The organism is Pseudobdellovibrionaceae bacterium (assembly GCA_020635075.1).
Lineage (GTDB): Bacteria > Bdellovibrionota > Bdellovibrionia > Bdellovibrionales > UBA1609 > JADZEO01.
Genome location: JACKAM010000001.1, coordinates 1,593,342 through 1,612,798, shown reverse-complemented (window position 1 = coordinate 1,612,798; position 19,457 = coordinate 1,593,342). Strand labels below are relative to the sequence as shown.

General features: G+C 50.1%; 17 protein-coding genes. 12 read left to right on the top strand and 5 right to left on the bottom strand.

Features of this window, described 5'->3' with window-relative positions:
* The first annotated feature begins 107 nt into the window (after nucleotides 1-107).
* From H6624_07045 to H6624_07030, 4 genes are all read left to right on the top strand, one after another.
* On the top strand, nucleotides 108-1,520 hold the full coding sequence (locus H6624_07045) for a hypothetical protein (GenBank protein MCB9084083.1): 1,413 nt from the start codon (nucleotides 108-110) through the stop codon (nucleotides 1,518-1,520).
* A 147-nt stretch (nucleotides 1,521-1,667) separates the two neighbouring features.
* Entirely contained in the window at nucleotides 1,668-2,687 is a 1,020-nt protein-coding gene (gene arsS, locus H6624_07040) for an arsenosugar biosynthesis radical SAM protein ArsS (GenBank protein MCB9084082.1), read from the top strand.
* Between the two features lie 58 nt (nucleotides 2,688-2,745).
* Nucleotides 2,746-3,795: a methyltransferase domain-containing protein gene (locus tag H6624_07035; protein MCB9084081.1), complete on the top strand. Its 1,050-nt coding sequence runs from the start codon at nucleotides 2,746-2,748 to the stop codon at nucleotides 3,793-3,795.
* The gene (locus H6624_07030) at nucleotides 3,795-4,511 is read left to right on the top strand and encodes a DUF2064 domain-containing protein (GenBank protein ID MCB9084080.1); all 717 of its coding nucleotides are present in this window, start codon (nucleotides 3,795-3,797) and stop codon (nucleotides 4,509-4,511) included. The genes H6624_07035 and H6624_07030 overlap by 1 nt, the downstream gene beginning before the upstream one ends.
* Here the strand turns inward: H6624_07030 and H6624_07025 are convergent.
* Nucleotides 4,469-4,807, bottom strand: coding sequence for a histidine triad nucleotide-binding protein (locus H6624_07025; GenBank protein MCB9084079.1), 339 nt, complete (start codon nucleotides 4,805-4,807; stop codon nucleotides 4,469-4,471). The two genes, H6624_07030 and H6624_07025, sit on opposite strands and share 43 nt — an antisense overlap.
* Before the next feature lie 131 nt (nucleotides 4,808-4,938).
* Between H6624_07025 and H6624_07020 the strand changes: the two genes are divergently transcribed.
* The 6 genes from H6624_07020 (at nucleotide 4,939) to H6624_06995 (ending at nucleotide 12,483) form a co-directional block, all read left to right on the top strand.
* The gene (locus tag H6624_07020; GenBank protein ID MCB9084078.1) at nucleotides 4,939-5,808 is read left to right on the top strand and encodes an alpha/beta hydrolase; all 870 of its coding nucleotides are present in this window, start codon (nucleotides 4,939-4,941) and stop codon (nucleotides 5,806-5,808) included.
* A gap of 161 nt (nucleotides 5,809-5,969) precedes the next feature.
* Complete coding sequence (locus tag H6624_07015; protein MCB9084077.1) at nucleotides 5,970-6,836, top strand: hypothetical protein; 867 nt, start codon at nucleotides 5,970-5,972, stop codon at nucleotides 6,834-6,836.
* Nucleotides 6,837-7,030: 194 nt separating this feature from the next.
* Complete coding sequence (locus H6624_07010) at nucleotides 7,031-8,287, top strand: hypothetical protein (GenBank protein ID MCB9084076.1); 1,257 nt, start codon at nucleotides 7,031-7,033, stop codon at nucleotides 8,285-8,287.
* Nucleotides 8,288-8,816: 529 nt separating this feature from the next.
* Nucleotides 8,817-9,893, top strand: a complete 1,077-nt coding sequence (locus H6624_07005) for a hypothetical protein (protein ID MCB9084075.1) — start codon at nucleotides 8,817-8,819, stop codon at nucleotides 9,891-9,893.
* 94 nt (nucleotides 9,894-9,987) lie between these two features.
* Nucleotides 9,988-11,838 (top strand): hypothetical protein, encoded by a 1,851-nt coding sequence (locus H6624_07000; GenBank protein MCB9084074.1) that lies wholly within the window; start codon nucleotides 9,988-9,990, stop codon nucleotides 11,836-11,838.
* 18 nt (nucleotides 11,839-11,856) lie between these two features.
* Entirely contained in the window at nucleotides 11,857-12,483 is a 627-nt protein-coding gene (locus H6624_06995) for a hypothetical protein (GenBank protein ID MCB9084073.1), read from the top strand.
* Nucleotides 12,484-12,732: 249 nt separating this feature from the next.
* Here the strand turns inward: H6624_06995 and H6624_06990 are convergent, their stop codons facing one another.
* The gene (locus H6624_06990) at nucleotides 12,733-13,740 is read right to left on the bottom strand and encodes an IS110 family transposase (GenBank protein ID MCB9084072.1); all 1,008 of its coding nucleotides are present in this window, start codon (nucleotides 13,738-13,740) and stop codon (nucleotides 12,733-12,735) included.
* A 173-nt stretch (nucleotides 13,741-13,913) separates the two neighbouring features.
* Nucleotides 13,914-15,566, bottom strand: coding sequence for a 4Fe-4S dicluster domain-containing protein (locus H6624_06985; protein ID MCB9084071.1), 1,653 nt, complete (start codon nucleotides 15,564-15,566; stop codon nucleotides 13,914-13,916).
* Between the two features lie 310 nt (nucleotides 15,567-15,876).
* Here H6624_06985 and H6624_06980 point away from each other — a divergent pair, with 310 nt between their 5' ends.
* The gene (locus H6624_06980) at nucleotides 15,877-16,923 is read left to right on the top strand and encodes a hypothetical protein (protein MCB9084070.1); all 1,047 of its coding nucleotides are present in this window, start codon (nucleotides 15,877-15,879) and stop codon (nucleotides 16,921-16,923) included.
* 83 nt (nucleotides 16,924-17,006) lie between these two features.
* On the opposite strand, the gene H6624_06975 is transcribed toward H6624_06980, so the two are convergent.
* Both H6624_06975 and H6624_06970 read right to left on the bottom strand, forming a co-directional pair.
* Nucleotides 17,007-18,164, bottom strand: a complete 1,158-nt coding sequence (locus H6624_06975) for a patatin-like phospholipase family protein (protein MCB9084069.1) — start codon at nucleotides 18,162-18,164, stop codon at nucleotides 17,007-17,009.
* Nucleotides 18,165-18,186: 22 nt separating this feature from the next.
* Nucleotides 18,187-18,696, bottom strand: a complete 510-nt coding sequence (locus H6624_06970) for a response regulator transcription factor (protein MCB9084068.1) — start codon at nucleotides 18,694-18,696, stop codon at nucleotides 18,187-18,189.
* 136 nt (nucleotides 18,697-18,832) lie between these two features.
* Between H6624_06970 and H6624_06965 the strand changes: the two genes are divergently transcribed.
* Complete coding sequence (locus H6624_06965) at nucleotides 18,833-19,375, top strand: hypothetical protein (protein MCB9084067.1); 543 nt, start codon at nucleotides 18,833-18,835, stop codon at nucleotides 19,373-19,375.
* Nucleotides 19,376-19,457: the final 82 nt, after the last annotated feature.

Genomic DNA, 19,457 nt, shown 5'->3' with positions numbered 1-19,457 from the left:
GGGGCGTCTCATTTGGGAATTCTTCAGCATTTGGCTTTGCCGTCCCATTTTGAAACTCAATTTCAGTTAACGTCAAGTTTCCGCTGGCTTCCGACGACTAGGAAAGGATGGACTCTATTATGGATGCCCAGTTCGCCCTGGTTTGCCTTGCAAGCGCGGGTCTAGTTCTTTGTTTAAGGTGGCTGTTGCCCTACCTTAGAGTTCTGCATGTGATTTCCTGGGGAGAACATAAGGGTCGCATCGGGACCTTTGCTCTCCTGCTGGCCGTAGGTCTGCAGGGTCTGATGATGGGCAATGAACAAAATGCTTATTTGGTTTTTGCCTTTGCACCCTACCTGGCAACTCATTGGCTGCGAGAAAGGCGAGGCGAGTTTCCAGGTCAAAGTATTTTTTTGGCTCTGAGTTGGCTGTTGGCGGGGGTTGGTCTTCAGGGTGAAGTGAGTTTTCTCGATCGTCTTGCCCTGCCCGAAGTTCCTTCGGTTATGTTGACGGCTGGTTTGGTGGCCTTGGTGACGACAGGCTTTTCCCGACTGGTTTGTTTTCGTGGGGCAGCCTCCTGGTGGATGCTGGTGGGCCTGCTCAATCTTTCCTTCCTTTCTGGTTCGATTCAGAGCGCGGATCAGTATCTATGGTTTGCCTCTTTGGTTGTGGCCAATGGCTTGTGGTCCGTCGTGAAAAAGCAAGACGACGTGGATTCCTGGGGAGCTGGTTGGCTGGGGTTTTGGCTAGCGACCAATTCCCTGACACTGGAACTGAGTGGCTCAGGAGGACGGGACTTAATTCTGTGGGTGCTCCTCATGGCCATGCCTTTGGTTGAATCCATTTCCGGTTGGAATTGGTCGGGAGGATCGAGGCCTTCCACCGGAGTGTTCAGCTTTATTCCTCATTTGCGAGGAGTGGGCTTTCACCATCGTCAGGCCATTATGTATCTCTGCGGTTTGGGTTTATTCAGTGGATTGACCTCTTGGACTTTGTTGGAAGCCAGGGAAGATCTGCTGTATTCCTTGGTCGCCTGTATGGGGGTCACTGGATTAGGCTTGTTTGTCGGCTTTACCTATCTGATTCGCCACCACAAACAAAACCATGTGGAGAGAATGAGTCAGACTTTACTTCAGCGCTATTTGAACCTTGAGAAGAAGGTAGCGGTGGATATGGATAAGTTCCAGGCGGTGGCCTATGACTTGTTGCCCTATTACCGACGCCTGGAAGAGTTAGGGATTGGTGAAGTTCAGGGATTCCTTCATGATTTTGCGGAATTTCTGCGTCAGAGGCATCCCGAGTATCCTGCCTTGATGGTGGGTTCCTACACCGTATTGGTGGTGGAAGACCGCATTGAACCCCCGGGCCGGTACCTCACCGACCTCAATAGGGACTTCTTTGCCTTTTTGGAACAGCATAAGCTCAGTCCGGCAGCTTCTCCTTCCTATTTTTCCAGTCAATCCAAGCAGTCCCAGTTTTTGGAGCGCTTTGGACATTTGATTGACTCCCGACTCGAAGACCCAGATTCCGAAGTTGCATAAGGGGATTCGTCATGGCGCCCTTTTGGTTGACACGGGTCTGCCCAAGTCATTGAATGGGTGGGAGCCGGGGTGGAGATTTAATTTTTCAATTAATGTAACCATCCAATCGCATATCCGTATTGAGTGAAGAGGAAATTCGTTTCCGAAATGTCCTTGTTTCCAGGAGAATTTGTGGAAAATCAGTTCAGTACTTTGTCATCAGATTTTTCCTCTGTGATTCCTCCCTTTTGTGCGAAGGTAAGTGGGTTGAACCTCGAGCGGCGTCCGCTCAAAACCCTGCAAATCAACCTGGGTAAGCTGTGCAATCAAGCCTGTCTCCATTGTCACGTGGAAGCCGGCCCCAAGCGACCAGAGATTATGCCTTGGTCGGTGATGGCTCAAATCCTGGTGCTATTGGAAAATCAACCCGAGGTGGAAACAGTTGATCTTACGGGTGGTGCGCCGGAAATGAATCCCAACTTCAGGCAGTTTGTCGTGGCATTGCGGGAGATGGGCAAAGAGGTGATCGACCGCTGTAATCTCACCATATTGTTTGAGCCTGGACAAGAGGAGACAGCTCAGTTTTTAGCCAGCCAACGGGTCCAGGTGGTGGCCTCCTTGCCTTGTTACTCCAAAGACAATGTAGATAGGCAGCGAGGCCGAGGGGTTTTCGACAAGAGCATTGAAGGACTTCGCCTGCTCAATGGTTTGGGCTATGGTCAACCTGATTCGGATTTATTACTGAACCTGGTTTACAACCCAGGGGGAGCCTTTTTGCCACCTTCCCAGCAAAAGTTGGAAGTGGACTATAAGCGGGAGCTAAAGGAATTGTTCGGTATTCGCTTTAATCAGCTCTTTGCTCTTGCCAACATGCCCATTCGTCGCTTTTTGTGGGACTTGCAGAGGCAGGGGAAAGAGCAGGAATACATGAACCTTCTTTTGCAGAACTTCAATAGTGAGGCCGCCAAGGGGGTCATGTGCCGGGACCTTCTTTCCGTAGGGTGGGATGGTCAGCTCTTTGATTGTGATTTCAACCAGATGTTGGAATTGCCGGTCAAGGGCCAGGCCAAAACTGTATTTGAATTGGAGAGTTTGAGTCAGATCCACAATCAAGACATTGTTTTCGGCAATCATTGCTATGGTTGCACGGCTGGGGCGGGCAGTTCTTGCGGTGGGGCTTTGGATTGAGAAGGTTGATTTTTATAGCCGAATCTATAGGTGAATTTTTGCCATAAAGGAGCGCTTTGTGTCACAAGATCATACGACTTTGGAGTCAGTGAAGGATTACTACGGGAAGGTTCTAAAGACCAACAAGGACCTGAAGACCAGCGCATGTTGTGTGGGCGAAAGTGTGCCGAGCCATCTGCGTCCGATCATCAAGGAAATTCACAGCGAAGTGAAAGACCGGTTTTACGGCTGTGGTTCACCCATACCCTCACAGTTAGAGGGTTGCACGGTTTTAGACTTAGGCTCCGGTTCGGGGCGGGACTGTTACTTGTTGTCTAAACTTGTGGGCGAGTCGGGACGGGTCATTGGCGTGGACATGACCGATGAACAATTGGAAGTGGCCAGGCGTCACCAGCAATACCATGCGGACCAGTTTGGTTTTAAAAAGAGCAATGTGGAGTTTCATCAAGGTTACATTGAGGACCTGGAAGGAGTGGGGATTCCTTCTAACTCCGTCGACGTGGTGGTCTCCAACTGCGTGTTGAATCTATCGCCAAGCAAAGATCGGGTGTTTCGCGAGATCTTTCGCGTTCTCAAGCCGGGCGGGGAGCTTTATTTCTCTGATGTGTTTGCCGATCGGCGGATTGCCGAGCCTCTGACCAAAGATCCCGTACTTTTAGGCGAGTGCCTTGGCGGGGCCTTGTATATCGAAGACTTCCGGCGTCTGCTGCTGGAAGTTGGGTGTCCGGACTTTAGAGTGGTTTCTTCGAGCACAATGAGCCTTTCTGACCCAGAGGTGGAAGCCAAAATCGGCATGGTAAGATTTTATTCCATGACCATTCGCGCGTTCAAACTGGAGTTGGAAGACCGTTGTGAGGACTTCGGACAAATGGCCACCTACAAGGGGACACTTCCAGAGTTGCCCCACTTTTTTGATTTGGATAATCACCATCACTTTATCGCCGGCAAGCCGATGGCCGTTTGTAGCAATACCGCTCGGATGTTGAGCCAAACGCGACTGAAAAACCACTTCGAAGTGGTGGGCGATGAGTCTACTCATTTTGGTTTATTTGACTGTTCACCACCTGTTGCATTTGCAGGTGATGCAGCACCAGGGAGTTGCTGTTAATGGCAGCATGTGGTCTGGCCGTCTTTGTGAAGACTCCGGGATTTTCGCCACTGAAAACCCGTTTGGCTCGAACTCTTGGTTCGGCCCGGGCCGTGGAGTTTCATCTGCGCTCGGCCTTTGCCATGGAGGCCTTGCTTCACCGCCTGACCCGATTGGAAACGGACCTCAATGTGTTTTGGGCCGTGGCGGAAGCCGATGCCTTGGAGGACCCCTTGTGGCGGGGATTTCCCCGCTTGGGCCAAGGGGAAGGAAGTCTCGGCGCACGTTTGAGTCATGTGTTTGATCAGCTATGGCAAGAGCATGAGCAGGTGATCTTTGTCGGCAATGACTCTCCTCAGGTGAGTTTGGAGGTTTGGCAAGAACTTTTGCAGGAGAGTCAAAACTATTCCTATTACCTTGGCCTTACTGAGGATGGTGGGTTTTACTTTCTCAGTGCCCGGAAAAACATTCCTCCAAGTGTTTGGAATAAAATTTCCTACAGTCAATCAACCACTGCTCGAGCGCTGATGGGTGAGCTCAAGGTTTTGGGTAGCGTGGGTAGCGGATTCATGAGTTACGACGTGGACGAGGGCTCGGATCTTGCGCGCTTGGCACGGGAAAACCGCGTTGGCGGACTTTTGCCTGAGCAAATTGATCTCATCAATTGGGCGCAGGAGATGAGCGAGTTTCTGGCTCAGCCCGGGGGCCAGCCCAGCTGTCTTCCACCCAACAAATGAACATGAAGATGAAAGACAGTCTGGCCACCGTGCTTATTGGTATTGATGACCAGTCGATAGCCATCTTCCTTTAACCCTTCCTCTTGGGCAATATGGGCGGCTTTGATCATCAAGTGTCCCAAAATGGATTGGTCTTCTGCCGAAGCCTCAGCCATTGAAGGGATGGGCTTTTTGGGAATCACCAAAACATGCACCGGAGCTTGCGGAGTGATATCACGAAAGGCGAGGCAGACCTCGTCCTCATAGACGATATCAGCTGGAATTTCCCGATTGATGATCTTCATAAACAGACTCATAGGGCACCTCCAGATGTGTCGTTTAGGGACTCCATTTCAGCATAAGACATCGGGCGGAGTATTTGAAAATCCTCATAAAAATAAAAATGACGCACCGTCAAGAGTGAGCTGGACTAGACCGATAAAGGGGTATGAAATCATCCGGTCCCAATGCCCGTGGCTATATGTATTTTGGGGGTGGGCCGGGGTGGTCGAGTCTTCCCGACCAGAGCATGTTGGCGTCGGCCTTGGGCCGAGGGCAAGTGCGCATGGACTTTTGGGATGAACCTTCGCCCCTGCGACCCGATGGCGATACCTTTTTTACGGATCGCGCCTTTCACAATTGGATGTTTTCCGCCAGCCAGTTTCTCAATGACAGTTTGCCTCGGTACTCCAAAAGAGGGGTGGTGACTCACGGGTTTTCGACTTTGCCAATTCTGAAAATGGTGGAATCACAAAACCTGAAGGTGGATCGTCTGGTGTTGATTTCACCATTCGTAGATATCTATGCCTATCAAAGAAGATTGGTGGAACTGTCGGTTCAGGATTTTTTGCGCTTGAAAGACATCCCTGTGGCCAGTCAACTCAAGATCCTGTTTGAGCAAAGTCATGAGCTCTTTGATCACCCCATGCAGCAGGCTCTGCAGATCGCCTTTCACAACCCCTGCTTATTCGATCACTTTTGGCAGGATCTCAACCATCGCGACGTGTGGTTTATGAACATGGAGGAGAGGGAGTCTCAGCTGGATTTGGTTTCCTGGCAGGCGGTCAACCAGGATCTGGTTCAGGTGGTGGATCGCCTAAAGCTTTTGAACAAGGTGAGTATTCCTACCACCGTGATCCTTGGCGAAAGGGATCACATCGTCAAGGCCCGCGACATCGATGAGGCCTTGTCACCCCTGCTCGAGCATTTTGAAATTAAAATTTTTCCGCGGGCTGGCCACTTTCCTCATTTGGAGAGCCCGGATCGCTTCGTCAGCCATTTAATTGATAGAGCACCATCGGAACTGATGGCCAGCTAACCCCGCTCAGTGAGCCTCATGTCGACAATTGTTTAATATTAAGACAGGGGTGCCTGCTCAGAAGTGTCTCAATTTCAATCAAAATGCCTAGTCAGGGCACACCCATTGCAAATCCTAAAGTTGGGTTGGAGGAGAGTCATAAACGACTCTAGGAGTGTGACATGGGTGTTGAAGGCTTTGGTTGGGCCGAGGGTGATTCTATTGCCTCGGAGAACGCCTTTGAGTTTCTCGATTCATTAATGCCATTGGCAAAACCAAGAGAGCTGGTGCAACGACTGCGAAGTTTGCCTTCGTCAGTGTTGTGGGAGCTGCTTCTCGAAGTGAAGTCTCAGGTGCAGGCATCAGGAGAGCTCAGGTATCTATTTAATTCCCGTAGCTGGAATTATTCCGAGAAGATCTTAGAAGCCGGTTTTGGCTCTGAAATGGTGGCCGGTTCAGTCAGGTCCTACTTTACAGAGAAGAAGTTTTTGGAATTGGCATTTCCCTTCAGGGAATGGGAGCCCGACTACTGGGTGAGAGCCAATAAGGTTTTAGAAGGGGAAATCACCAAAGAACGGGTCTTTGATTTCATTTTGTTAAGGCTGACTCGGGAGTTGACCCATATTAACCCCCAAACTTTTGCTCGGATTTTGCCTTTGATCAAACGAGGTGGATTTCTGGCACTTATTGATCTTGATACCGCGACATTGGCATTTCCGGAGCGGAAACTCAATCTTCTTGAACAAGTGATTCGTCCGGTGATGCCCGGCCTTGAGGCTCACACACCTTTTGATACCAATTGGCTGGACCGGACACCTCTTTTTGTCATCGAAGACCGGCAGGAGAGAATTGAAATCTCAGATCAGGGAGACAAGGAAAACCTGCTCTTGTTTTTGATGTTGCGGATCGAGTGGCGCCGCCGAGCAGTGGGTGAACAGATTCAAGCAGACTTCCTCATCGAAAAACTTCAAGAGTGGTTAGGAACTGCAGGAGAATCAGCCCGCATGAACATCCGTGCCACCCTGCTCGGCCGTCCAAGTTCTCGCTAAGATCTGGTACCAGATGGGCACCATTCTAACACTGTCACTTCATTAAACAGCCTTCCCTCGGGTGAGATTGTTGTCTCACCCTGAGATTCCCATGTGATTGTGGCGCTTTGTCGCAGTTGAAATAGAAGACCCGCAAAAGATTCCTGGCCCTGGTGTTGCACCTTTAGGCCCTTAGGGGTCTTAAGGGGGCAGACATGGGGCAAGGTCATCGGGGGAAGACACAGCCAATATCTTGGGCGCAATTCATCGTCGCCGTCTGGGCGGCAGTTCTTTTTGTGCTTCTCATTCCATTCAATTCCTGTGGTGGTTCTTTCAACAACAAACTCGTCGAGCAAATGGGGAACAACAACTCCACTGGCGGCACCAACGGGCCACCCACAGGTGGCGTTGATCCTGTGTCAGGGGCGGGGATTGCCTCTCGCTATCCGGGAGACGTGGGTATCGAAGGTGACGCCCAAGTTATCTTCGCTGAGAGCTTTGACAACGGAACCTTGAGTGAGCTTCTCAATCGTTGGACGGATGTCAAAAACGAATCCGGAATGAGTCTGGCAGCCGACAGTCCTGGCGGAAGTGGAGGCACACGCGCACTAGAGATGACCCGACTGGGTGGAGGCAACACCGGAGGGCACGTGTCCAAAAGGCTGGATCGCATTGGGGCTGAGAACAACGATAAGCTTCATCTTCGCTATTACATCAAGCTCGACACTCCAGCTCTTGGGCAGAAGACCGGTGGTGGCGGCTCCTACACCAGCTACCTCTCTGGCTCCCATCACCACACAGGAGGGGGGCTTTCGGGTGTGAATCATAACTGCAGTTGGGGGATGGGTCGGGCTGGAATCCGTCCCACAGGTGGGAACTTCACACCCTCATGTCCTTCTGACAGCAACAGCCCCATTTATGACAATCGTTTCTCTGTGCGCCTGGAAATGCGAACAGAGGACAACTTAGACCAGTACGGCTTCCGCAATGACCGCATGGAGTTTTACAACTACTGGATGGGGATGCATCACAATGCCTCCAGTCCCGAATACTACGGCAATAGTTTTGTTGGTGACTATGGTATGCAATACAAGCGGCAAGAATGGGTCTGTGTGGAGATCATGGTCAAAATGAACAACCCGGTTTCATCCCGCAATGGTGAGCTAAAACTGTGGATCAACGGACAATTGATTTCTCATCACTACGAAGGCTATCCAGAGGGCAAATGGCTCCACAGCGCCTTTTTGCCAACGGGAAGCACGGCCTACGAGTGGAATCAGGCCAACTGGTCCTACTCCATGAACCAAATCGCCATCGCCCCCTTTGAAGGCTTTCAATGGCGCGACAACGAGGTGCTCAAACTCAACGTCATGTCCTTGGCCTACTACGTGACCAAAGACACCCAAGGCAATGGCCGAGTTTGGTATGACAACGTGGTGTTGGCCACAGATTACATTGGGCCGGTTCAGTAAAGGTGCCAGGTTCCGAATATGCGTCTCAGTGCGAAAAAAAAGAGGGATAGCTTCCCTCTTTTTTTTCGCACTGAGACGCATATTCGGAATTTGGCATGGTCGTATTTTGGTCTAGATTAAAAATATAGATGATTTATTGATGTATCTCCATAATTGGACCAACTAACATCATAGAATGAGGATCGCGAGTTTAGCGGTGAGGACCTTATCTGGGTTAATTTGCTGTTTCACCCTTCAAGCTGTCGGACAAAGCAGAGACATCGCTGCTAACGGCATGGTTCGCGATTACGAGGGTGAACTACATTCTTGTCGGCAACAGCTTAAGAACTTGGAAAGTCGAGAAGCAGAACGGTTTGACCGACATATGCTGAAAAGATGGGTGCAGGCTGGGTCGGAGGAAGACAGAGATATACCAGCATCGAAAATCCCGGACTCCTGCTTCCCGGTGGTGACTGATACCTTGGAATCGAAGATGGGAGAGCCAGGGAGGACCAGACGAAGAAGATCTCTGGAGTGTTCGTGGATTTCCATGGCGTCAATTTCAAAGATCGATATTGGACAGAGTCCCACTGAAATGTGGCTAACGGTATCGAAGACCCTTATGGTGTTTAACATCAGAGTGCCTCCAGGGTCCCGAGTGCTTCTGCGAGCGGGTCAACCCAAAGAACTCATTCCTTCCAGCACGGTTCAAGTGGAAGGTTTCATGGTAAAGCCTAAGACGCCTGTTCGCTTCGATGATCAAGGTGATGTTGTTGGCTTAAGTCTCGGGAAGGAATTTCGAACTTATGATGGTATGGTAGTTCCAGTTGGAAGTGAATTGATCAAGTCCCAAAGAGGATGGGCCGCCATACTCCCAGGAGGGAAGCCTGTGCGACTCTCGCTTAAACCACCTCGCGAAGATGAGTACGTTCCTCGCGCAGTTCCTAAGTTTGTTCGCATTTCGTCGGTAAATGGCGCTTATCTAAACTTTGATTTAGAGGCGATACGGAAGTGTCGTGAGAATCAATGGTTTGGCCCAATTTTAACTATTTTTGGCAAGAAGGGAATTTCCTATGCCAAATCTCTGGGATACTTTTTTGAATGTAAAACAATTGCACCATACGAAACCCAATGCACCAATTTCCTCCGGTTCGAACTGTTAGAGAACTCCATCCCCGTTGATGTGAACGATATAGTTGCGCACGGCATTTGGGAAAGAAGCCAGGTGAGCTATTCCCTAATTGATTGGCAGGCGGTCAAGGAGGTGCCCTCAGAAAAGCAACGGGTTTTTCAATGTCAGTTTTTTTACGACAGGGAGTCAACAATCAGCAATCTGACGAGACAACCCAAAGTGATGAGGAGACCTCAAACTCTCTTTGCATTTAATCGGCGGCAATCATATTCAGGGCGCTTGTCTCGCCTTAGTGGGGTTAAGGGTACAGATCTGTATGTTGTTGATGATAGGAAATGCCTACTCAATCCAATAACAGGGCAAATGGTAGTGAATGGAGTCGAACTATTCTTTGCTCGTGAGCCCGATTTGGGTGACCGGATGATTGTGTTACAAAAGGGCGATAACGGGTGGTTTTTTGACAAGTATGGTCAAATGAAGGGCTGTCATGATTAGGGTACTTCCGAGCTTCGTATTAGTGGTCTTGTTAGGGGTAGGCGTTCAGAGGACTGAGGCTCAAATTATGAAAAGGCCAGGGGATTGCATTCCCATGGCAAATACCCACTCTAGGGAGTTCGTGGAATCAGATTTTGAAAGCAAAGAGTCCCCTGTGACCTATACTATTTTGGCTCCATCGATGAAGGTTGGTATAGTGGATCTCCCAAAGGGAGTCCAAATCCGGTCTTGTGGATCTTTCGAACAATATTCTGAGTATGTTGGCCACTTTGTAGGAGGGGTACGTTTTAGCTTCGTCCAAGATGGTATCCGCCTCAAGAGTTACTTAGATAAGCCCGACGGGACTACCGAGGTTCTACCGGGAATGAGGTTTCATTCTACTGGTCGAGTTAGTTCGGGAGTGCTGGATCAAGACTTGGTATTGAACCATTTTCAAAGTTGGGAGCGAACTGAAAAGGGCATGGGCAAGGAAAAACCAGCCGTGTTAGCTATGAATACGCCGGTATACTTTGGTCCAGATGGCAAAGTCTATAAAGGTACACTCAAAGAAGATCGATACATCCTATCTCGGCATTTGACTATACTGAGAGCAGTTTTTCCCGGCAATTTATTTAATGATTCCAGATACCAAGATGAGGTTTCATTCTCCGAATATCGGTCTTACGAAAGTAGAGCGCCTTCATTTTTTGGTGATCACAAAGTGTCTGAAATGTTCCCTTTGAGCGGAGGAAAGGAGTTTGAACTCTATACAAGTGAGAAGGTTGCGAATGTCGTAGGACTTCGTTCGGGAACCAGTTTTAAAGATCTTAAAATTGGGAATATTGGAGTCCCAGCGAACAGCGAGTTTGGAGTTACCCCGGCGGGTTTTTTGGAATATGTGAGACCGAGCGCAGATTTGAAAGTTGGTGATAAGGTTTTAGTAAAGGGGACCAAATTTTGGTCAAATACTGGGTTAAATCTTTCCTCCACCTTGGCTGAGTATCCCGTTGATACAAGTAAGGTCTCAAAGATAACCTGCTCAAATGAGAACTGTCTTTTTTTGGTCGACAAGCCCATAGAGGTTGGTGGATTTTTCTTTAAGCCCGGGTGCAAGGTTCGGTATCGCATGTCTGATAAGATCGTCTCTCAGTTTGCTTGTAGTGAGCCCATTGAGTTTCGAAACTATTCTATTGTAAGCTATGGTGCTAGAGCTCATAGAGTTGACATCGAAGCCGTAGATCCCGAGGTTTGGGATACGAAGTTTGAAGGGCAAGTAAAAATCGAATTGAAACCTGCTTCATTTGAGCCAATGCAGATTTATGTTAGAAGTGGGTTTTGGAAATTCAACAAGGTATGGGTTCCAGAGAGTGGGGGCGAACGTCTTAAGAGGGAAAACCTGGTGAGTGCTGATGCTCTTAAGGCCATTGGATTTTTGACAGCTGAAAGGGAAGAGGCAAAGGCCTCTGATTACTTTCAGGTTGGGCACTGGTATCCAATATGTCATCCAGATCAAGAGGTGAGCTCCTTTGATCAGCCTGCTGGCAAGTCACTTTCTAAGTTTGTTTCCTGCGATCAGATCACTCTGCAGACGGACGGTTGGGCAAGTCTTGTTAAGGTGGAAAAGCGCCAGGATGGATGGATCGGAGTTCGCCGTTTTCGCGTCCGCCACGATGGTGAAATGGCGGGTGAAGAGAGACTTGAATGGCTTCAGGAAAAGAACTTGCTTTCTTCTTACTATTTAGAGGTTGGCAACTCGAAGATACCACTGCCGTTCACGAGTTACCCCCAGGTAAAGTCGATAAACGGTGATACAATTACGGTCACTGGAGAAGTGGGATTTTGCTTTGCCGCGATGCCAGCGATTGTCTTAATTACGATGAAGAAAGATGCCTTGAAATCCGTAGATCGCAGTCGAATTGTCATCAAGTTTCTATCTAGTGAGCAGAAGCTAATGTGCCGGACTTAGTCGAAAGGGTTACAAAAGATGATAGTCGGCCAATTCGACTGGATTACCTCTGAGTATTCACTCTTCCAGTATTTAACCAGCCTACTGTTCTTTGTTTCTTTTCCGCTGATATTTGCGAGTCGCCTAGATCGATGGCTAAAGGGAATCTGTGGTCTTGGGATGATATTTCTATCTGTCGATGAGCTGATGATGTTTCATGAATGCGTAAAAATGTCTCGGGTCAATCAAGGGTGTTTGAGATTTCTTCCGGATCCTGTGTTTACTCTCTACTTGCTTGGGGCACTATTTGTGTTTGTTGTTCTGTATTTTCAACTCAGGGATGTTACCGGAAAGGTAAAAGGGCACATCTTTGGAATCCTGGTTTGTGGTTTGGTGAGTCTTTCAATCGACTTTGATTGGTTGGCAATTGGGCCGATTGGCGATGTTATCGAGGAGGTCGGTGAGGCAGGAGTTGCCCTGGGATTGATTGGATTTTGGTGGCGAGTTTCTTCTCCTAGCAGACTTAGTGTGCGGAGGGTTTTTGTGCAGACTCTCGTCGGATTTGTGCTGTGGTTTTCTCTTGCCGCAGGCGTTCAAATGCTGCGGCAAGGTCTGTGCCCAAAGATCTATCTGATTCCGCGGTTACAACCCTTGGAGGTCTATTAGTAAAGGTGCCAGGTTCCGAATATGTCTATGGATCCAGCCTGTTGTGTCAACCGAAGATTGATAAGAAGTGAAGGCAACTTATGTCTATTCGGCTCTTATGGAAGGTAATTCCTAGCCCAGATAATTGATGTTGCTCCCGATCTCCTCATTGCGTCCCTGACCCTGGTTAGGCCTGCATGTTCGTTAGGTCCTTATCGGGAAGAGTCCGACTCTTTTTATCTTCCTTCTGTTGACACGGATTTTGTTTTTCTATGCACATTTATTCATAATCGCCCACATTTGCCTGGCATTTCGGTTAGCTAGGGCCACTGCCGCGACATTGAACCCCTTTTTCTCTACCCACATTAAAAGCTTACTTTGTTCCTGAGTGGGATATTGCTTTTTCACTAAGCTAGCGAGTCTGGCTCGCGCTCCCTGGATCAGCATAGTTCTTAAGCCAATGTCTCCATTTTTCGTTATGCCTCCAAGCCTTGTCCGTCCTCCACTCGAATATTGTCGTGGAACTAGACCTAGGTGAGCAGAGACCTGTCTTCCATTCCTAAAATTACTCGGGCTGCTTATTGTCGACAAAAATCTTGAGGCCACCAGAGGTCCCACGCCTGATATTTCTTCGATAGCCTTGCGGTAGAAATGGCTTTCACTACAGTAATCCCGGATCTTTTTTTCGAGCTCTTCAGCCTTTAGGTAATGGTTACGGCACTCAACGAAGAGTTCATAAATCTCATCTCTTATTATCCCACTGAGTGATGACTCGGCTTCTTCTAGGACCTTGGGAATAACTTTAAAGAATTTAGCCGAACTCGTAGGGACTAAAATGCCAAATTCAAACAGGAATCCCCGGATTTGGCTATTGAGAGCTTTGTAGTCCCTGAGTCTTCGATCTCGCATTTTGTGTAGACATTGTAACTCTTGTTGCCACGGGGATTTTACTCCTACAAAAAGAGCACCTGGCCTTCGGCTAGCCTCCAAAATAGCGCGAGCATCATTACGGTCATTCTTCTGGTGGCTCGCATAAGGCTTTACGTGCTGAGCTGAAATACGAGACGCATGATGTCCCATTTGATTGAGGCGCTGGCAAAGCCAATTTGAACCGGCACAAGACTCCATAAATATTTTCACCGGCTGATGGTTAGCCAAAAAAGAGAGGAGTTTCTTTCGATTAAAAACTTTGTCTATTATGACGCGATTTTGGCTATCTACGCCATAAACGTGGATTTTCTCCTTTGCAATATCAAGTGCGATCGTTGTAGTTGTCATTGTGGATCCTCCTGGTTTTGCATAACGGCTGTTTGGAGCCAAAAAATACCCGATTTATGCTTTTAAGGGTATTCCAGGCTGGATCCATTTATTGCGTCTCAGTGCGAAAAAAAGAGGGATAGCTTCCCTCTTTTTTCGCACTGAGACGCATATTCGGAACCTGGCACCTTTACTTACATCACGGTGTAGTTGGGGCCGCTGCCGCCTTCGCGGGGACGCCAGCGGGGACCGAGAACGTCGGTGGCCTTACAGTCCACACAGTTGGGAGCGTTCACGACCAATTGATCCCCCTGCATTTCATAGACGCCGGCTGGACACATGTGAGTGTAAAAGTCCGCCACGTGAGGGGGAACGTCTTTGCCCACCGCCAGGTGAGAGGGAATATCGTCCCGGGTTTTATTGGCCGAGAGATAAACTGCATCCACCTTGCTGAGGCCCGTTCCCTTTTGCCCTTCAGTCACATCTTTCCACTCTTCACCGTCTTCTTCCTTGTGACCACATCCGCCAGGGAAGGCGCCACCAGTCAGAGTCATCATCGCCGCTTTGGCGCCACCCACATAAAAACCAGATTTAAAGGCCTGGCGCATGTTGCGAACCTTGTAGAGATCTTTGTGAATAACGGAGTCTTTCACCAGTTGATCATAGCCCGCCAATTGAGTGGCACTGGTGTCTTTGGCTTTAAGAGCCTTAAAGGCCGAGCGGGCGGCATAGATACCGGAGAGCATGGCGTAGTGAATACCCTTAAGTGAAGGCACGTTGACCATGCCCACACAGTCGCCGGCCATCAAAAGGCCATTGCCGTGGAGACGCTTGGGAAGAGAGTGAAAGCCCCCTTCGGGAATGGTCTTGGCTCCCCACTCAACAATCTCGCCACCTTCGAAATAGGATTTAAACAGTGGGTGTTCTTTCATTTGCTGAAGCATCTTGTGCACGTCGAGCGCACTCTGGCGGTAATCAAGGCCCACCACCAGACCAAGAGCTGCCATGTCTTCGCCCATGGGGTAAAAGAAACTACCGCCAAAGGCATCTTTGGGGAGAGGCCAGCCCATGGTGTGAATGACAGAATCAGGTGCCTTCTTCAGCCGCCACACTTCTTTGACTCCCAAGGCATAAATCTGTGGTGACTCGGACTCAATGTCTTGCGCCTTCATGTAGGCTTGAGCCAAAGGGCCACGGGTGCCTTCGGTGAGCACCGTGACCTGGGCCATGATGTCCGTTGGCGGCATGTACTGGCCACCGGGCTGGCTGTCGCGATCAAGGCCGGCAGGTGTGGTGCGCACTCCTTCCACGGCCCCATCTCTCATCAACAGTGAATCAGCAGGAAAGCCCATGAGCATATTCACGCCCATCTCTTCCGCTTTTTCGCCCATCCAACGCACGATTTCACAAATGGAGGCCACATAGTTACCCGTATTGTGCATGGTGGGCGGAGTGGGAATGCGAGTCGAGCCGTTTTCGCTTAACATGTAAACCGCATCACCGGGAACGGGGATGCGAAAAGGAAAGTCTTTAGCGTCCATTTCCGGGAACAGCATTTTCAAAGCCATGGGGTTGACCACAGCACCTGAAAGATTGTGACCGCCAAGAGAGCCTGCTTTCTCTAAAACACCAATCTCCACATCGCCAATGCCGCCGCCATTTTCATTGTCTTCTTTGACCAGTTTGGCCAGTTCGATCGCGCCAGCCAATCCTGCAGGGCCAGCGCCGACAAAAACCACATCCATGGGGACGGCCTCGTCGTTTTCTGGAACATCGTGGAGAATCAGTTGATCCCAAGGCAGTTGGTTTTGAAATTTCGCTGGAACAAATCGAGATCCCTTGGCCATGGACGGTCTCCTCTGGGTGAACATCGGCTCATGTGTTGGTATTGGGTCGAATCAGATTCCGGCTAATGTAGGGAAAAGAGGGGGCTTTGTCCACTTTTGAGGCCGCCATTGGGCCATTTTTCCCCGCCTGTTTTGCAATGAGCCAGTTGACCTTTTCTTGGGCATTAAGCATTTGAAATTACAGGGAATCTCAATATGAGACGGTATTTTTTCGCAACTCCTGATGAGCCATGGGGTTTCCTTTCAAGCTGCACGTCAATTCCTGACCACTTCACAATCACGGACAAAATCTCTAACCAGGAGTCTTTAAATGCGTCAGTCCTATTTGCTTGTTCTTATGGCCGGCCTACTGGTCACTGGCTGTAAAGGGATCCAAAACGGATCGACTGGAAACAATGGTGACGAAGCCTTTGATTCTGAAACCTACGGAATTGAAGCCACAATTGATGTGATGAACAAAGCCCACGACGAGTTGGCTGACCAGGGTTCCACTGACGAGGGGAATTTTGTCGCTGCTGATAACAGCATTTCCGTGTTTGCCAACACGCCCGGAAATGAGCCGGCTGACCCGCGCATTCCACTTTGTGGACCGCCCGCCATTGCTCAGGAGTGTCGTTCATCTGATGATGGCCTTTCATTTAAATATAAGGAATACGCTGGCTGCCGAGTGCGTGGTACGCGCTTGATCTTGCGTGGCGCCGTGAAGCTTGAGTTCAACAACGACAGCTGCTCCTTGGATGAAGAGGGCAAAGAAGTGCATCGTACATTTGCCGTGGTGGCCAACCGCATTTTGGGCGGTGCTGCTTCCACTTCAAGTGCTGCTCACCAGAACTATCTTGAAGAGGAAATCGGTGGTGGCCAATTGCTCACCCGTGGGCCTGATTTGGAGAATGGTGAGGAAGAGCCCTCCAGTGTTGACGCCAATGAAAACGCCGCAACACCTACTTGGGCCTATCAGGTCTTGGGTAAGCATGTGCAGTTCTTCAACCGTCGCGCTCGCAAAGTGGCCGATGTGTCGATCTCGACTGAAGGTGCCATCGGCATTGCTGGTAATCGTCCTCGCAGTCCGAATCGGGTGGTCGACGGTGGAACTTTCCGCATTGATCACAACTTGGCCAAGTTCACTGCGCGCTACAGCCCTGAAAATATTGTTTACGAGGCCGACTGCCGTTGCCCCAAATCTGGCGTTCTAAAAGCCAGCTGGACTCGTGGCGATGCCGTTAAAGAGGGCTCCATCGAGTTCCTTGGCTGTGGCAAGATCAAAGTCACCAAGGCCGATGGCACTGTGAAAGAGCGTGAGATCCGCGCCTGCTTGAAGCCTTCCGCTGGCGATGGCGATCCCGCCGCCGGTGAATAAGTAAACTTGATCACGAATTGACAGAGACCAAAACGAGAGAACCTGTCCTTCCCCAACGGGCGTCCCAACCAGGCGCCCGTTTTTTATAAGAACAGGGCCAATTCGGCGGCTCGGGCTTTGGTGTCCTCATAACCGAGGTCCACCAATTCTGAACAGTAGACGGGGTCAAAGAGGAGAAAGCTCAACAGATCTGAAGTCTCTTCCTCGGATCCCAATCCACCCATCAGGTAGCGAATCACTTTAGGCAATCGGTGCCCGTGGCGATGGGCGATTTGCGCGATGTCTTTGGAGGGTCGCAGGTAAAACGGAATCACGGGTCGCAATCCGGCCGGTCCGCCTGGATCGGCGTTCTGCCCTAGGGCCTGATTAATAAAATGCAGGCGCTCCAGGTCGGATTCAATCGCATCCATAAAAATGGCATTCACCAACACACTGGCAATGCGACCTAAGGTGGCGCGCAGGGGTTTGGTGTTCTTGATGTGCACCCGTCTTGAGGTCCGCACTCCCACGACTAAAAGGCGATTAGCTCCCAAGTGGACGGCGGGACTCAATGGTGCCTGGTTTCTCAGGCAACCATCTCCATATTCGCGGCCATCGACAACCACGGGTGGGAAGAAAATGGGAATGGAGCTTGAGGCCATCACATGGTCCAAAGTTAATTCAGCTTGCACACTGTGACGCCGGGCCCGATGCCACATGGGGATTCCCTCTTCGCCTTGGACAAAGGTGATGCCCAAACTGGTGGAATAATCGGTGGCGGTGAGGCTCACGGCATGAAGAATTCCACTCTCAATATTTCTTTGGATCTGGGGAAAGGGAATGGCGTGACGAAGAAGATCTCTCAGAGGGGCTGTGTCCAACAGGGCCATGCTATCTGGGTTGAGCTTTTGGCTGATACCGCCAAAGGACAGGCCACGGATCACCCGGCTGGCATTGCGGGCAATAATGGAATATCGAGTGGAGAAAACCTCATCGGCCTTAAGATTTTGCCACAGGCGACACATGGCCGAGGTGGCCACGTCCAAGTCTTCCATGTGCGAGGCCAAAAAAGCGGCGTTGATGGCGCCGGCACTCACTCCCGAAACAATGCGAAACAAATCGGGCTTGTCCATCTCAATGGATAATTCATAGAGAGCACGAATAACGCCGGCCTGGTAGGCTCCGCGGGCACCACCGCCAGATAAAACCAAACCCACACAGTGTTCAGCGGGATCTTTAATGTGACCTCTGACGATTTCCATCTTGGAATTGATAATACCCTAATTAGTCGACTTGAGTAGATGGAGAGAGCAGGTCTTCAAGAAAAAAAGCCGCCAGATCGGCCCGGCCACCCAAATTGGATTTGCGATACACCTGGCTGCACTGCTGGCGGACGGTTTTCTCACTGGTCTGGCGTAGATCGGCGACCTCTTTGGTGGAAAAACCTTTGATCAACAGGTAGGCCACTTCCTTTTCTGCATCAGTCAATTTCCAGCGGTCCATTTGCCGATCAATGGTGGTTTGCAGGCCTAGGGCGTACTGCTTTGCCTCTTTCCGGTATTCCTCATTGAGCGAAGACAAGTGCTTCAAATCTTGGCGCAGTTGGCTGGCTTCCGTGCGAACCCGCAGCCATTGGCGGAGGATCAGGACAAATCCCAGACTGGTTCCGGCTAGGAGAAGGCTTTCCAAGGCAACGTGGAGTCCCCAGCCCGAGGATTGAAGGTCTTCATAAATGTCCCACCCGGCCAGCAGGGTCACCAGTCCCAAAGTGACAAGAAGCAGTGGTTTTTCCATATCCCACAAATGCCTCACGTCCGCATTTAAGTCACTGAAAATGTTAGGTTTTTTGTGTCAGGCAAAGGTCGGATAGCGAAAATCTGGAAAAGAGCCAATATGGAGGCACAGGGTCCATAAATAAAGGAGGGACACCATGTTTGACCTACCGCTTCACCCGATCATTGTCCATTTCCCCATCGTCTTGGGGCTTTTTCTACCCGTCGTCCTCGTTGCCATCCTTTGGTTGCAGAAAAAGGGTCGGGCAGAGAAGGGGAGCTGGTGGGGGGCGGTCGTCATCAGTTTTCTTTTTTTGGCCTCGGCCATTGTTGCCAACAAAACCGGGGAGGGGGACGAAGACCGGGTGGAAAAGGTCGTGGCCCACGACATCATTCATGAGCATGAAGAAGCCGCAGAGTCCTTAGTGGTCCTGGCCGGAGTGGTATTTCTGCTGACGGTTGGCGCCACCGCTTGGCCCAAGGGTGGCGAGCATTTGAAGTGGGTGGCCGTTTTGGGATCGCTGGTCGCAGCCGCAGCCCTGGTGCGCACAGCCCATTTGGGAGGTGAGTTGGTCTATAAACATGGAGCTGCCAATGCCCATGTCAAAGGCAGCGGGGCAGGGGCCACACCCTCATTGGAGCGCGAGGACCATAAGGATCATGAGGACAAATACGAAGAGTCCGAGGACCACCACGACTGAGGGGTGTGTCAAGTATTGGCCGACTGGTCAACAGTCGCTAAATTGTTTCCTTATCCATAAGTGAACTGGATGGAGGAGAGAA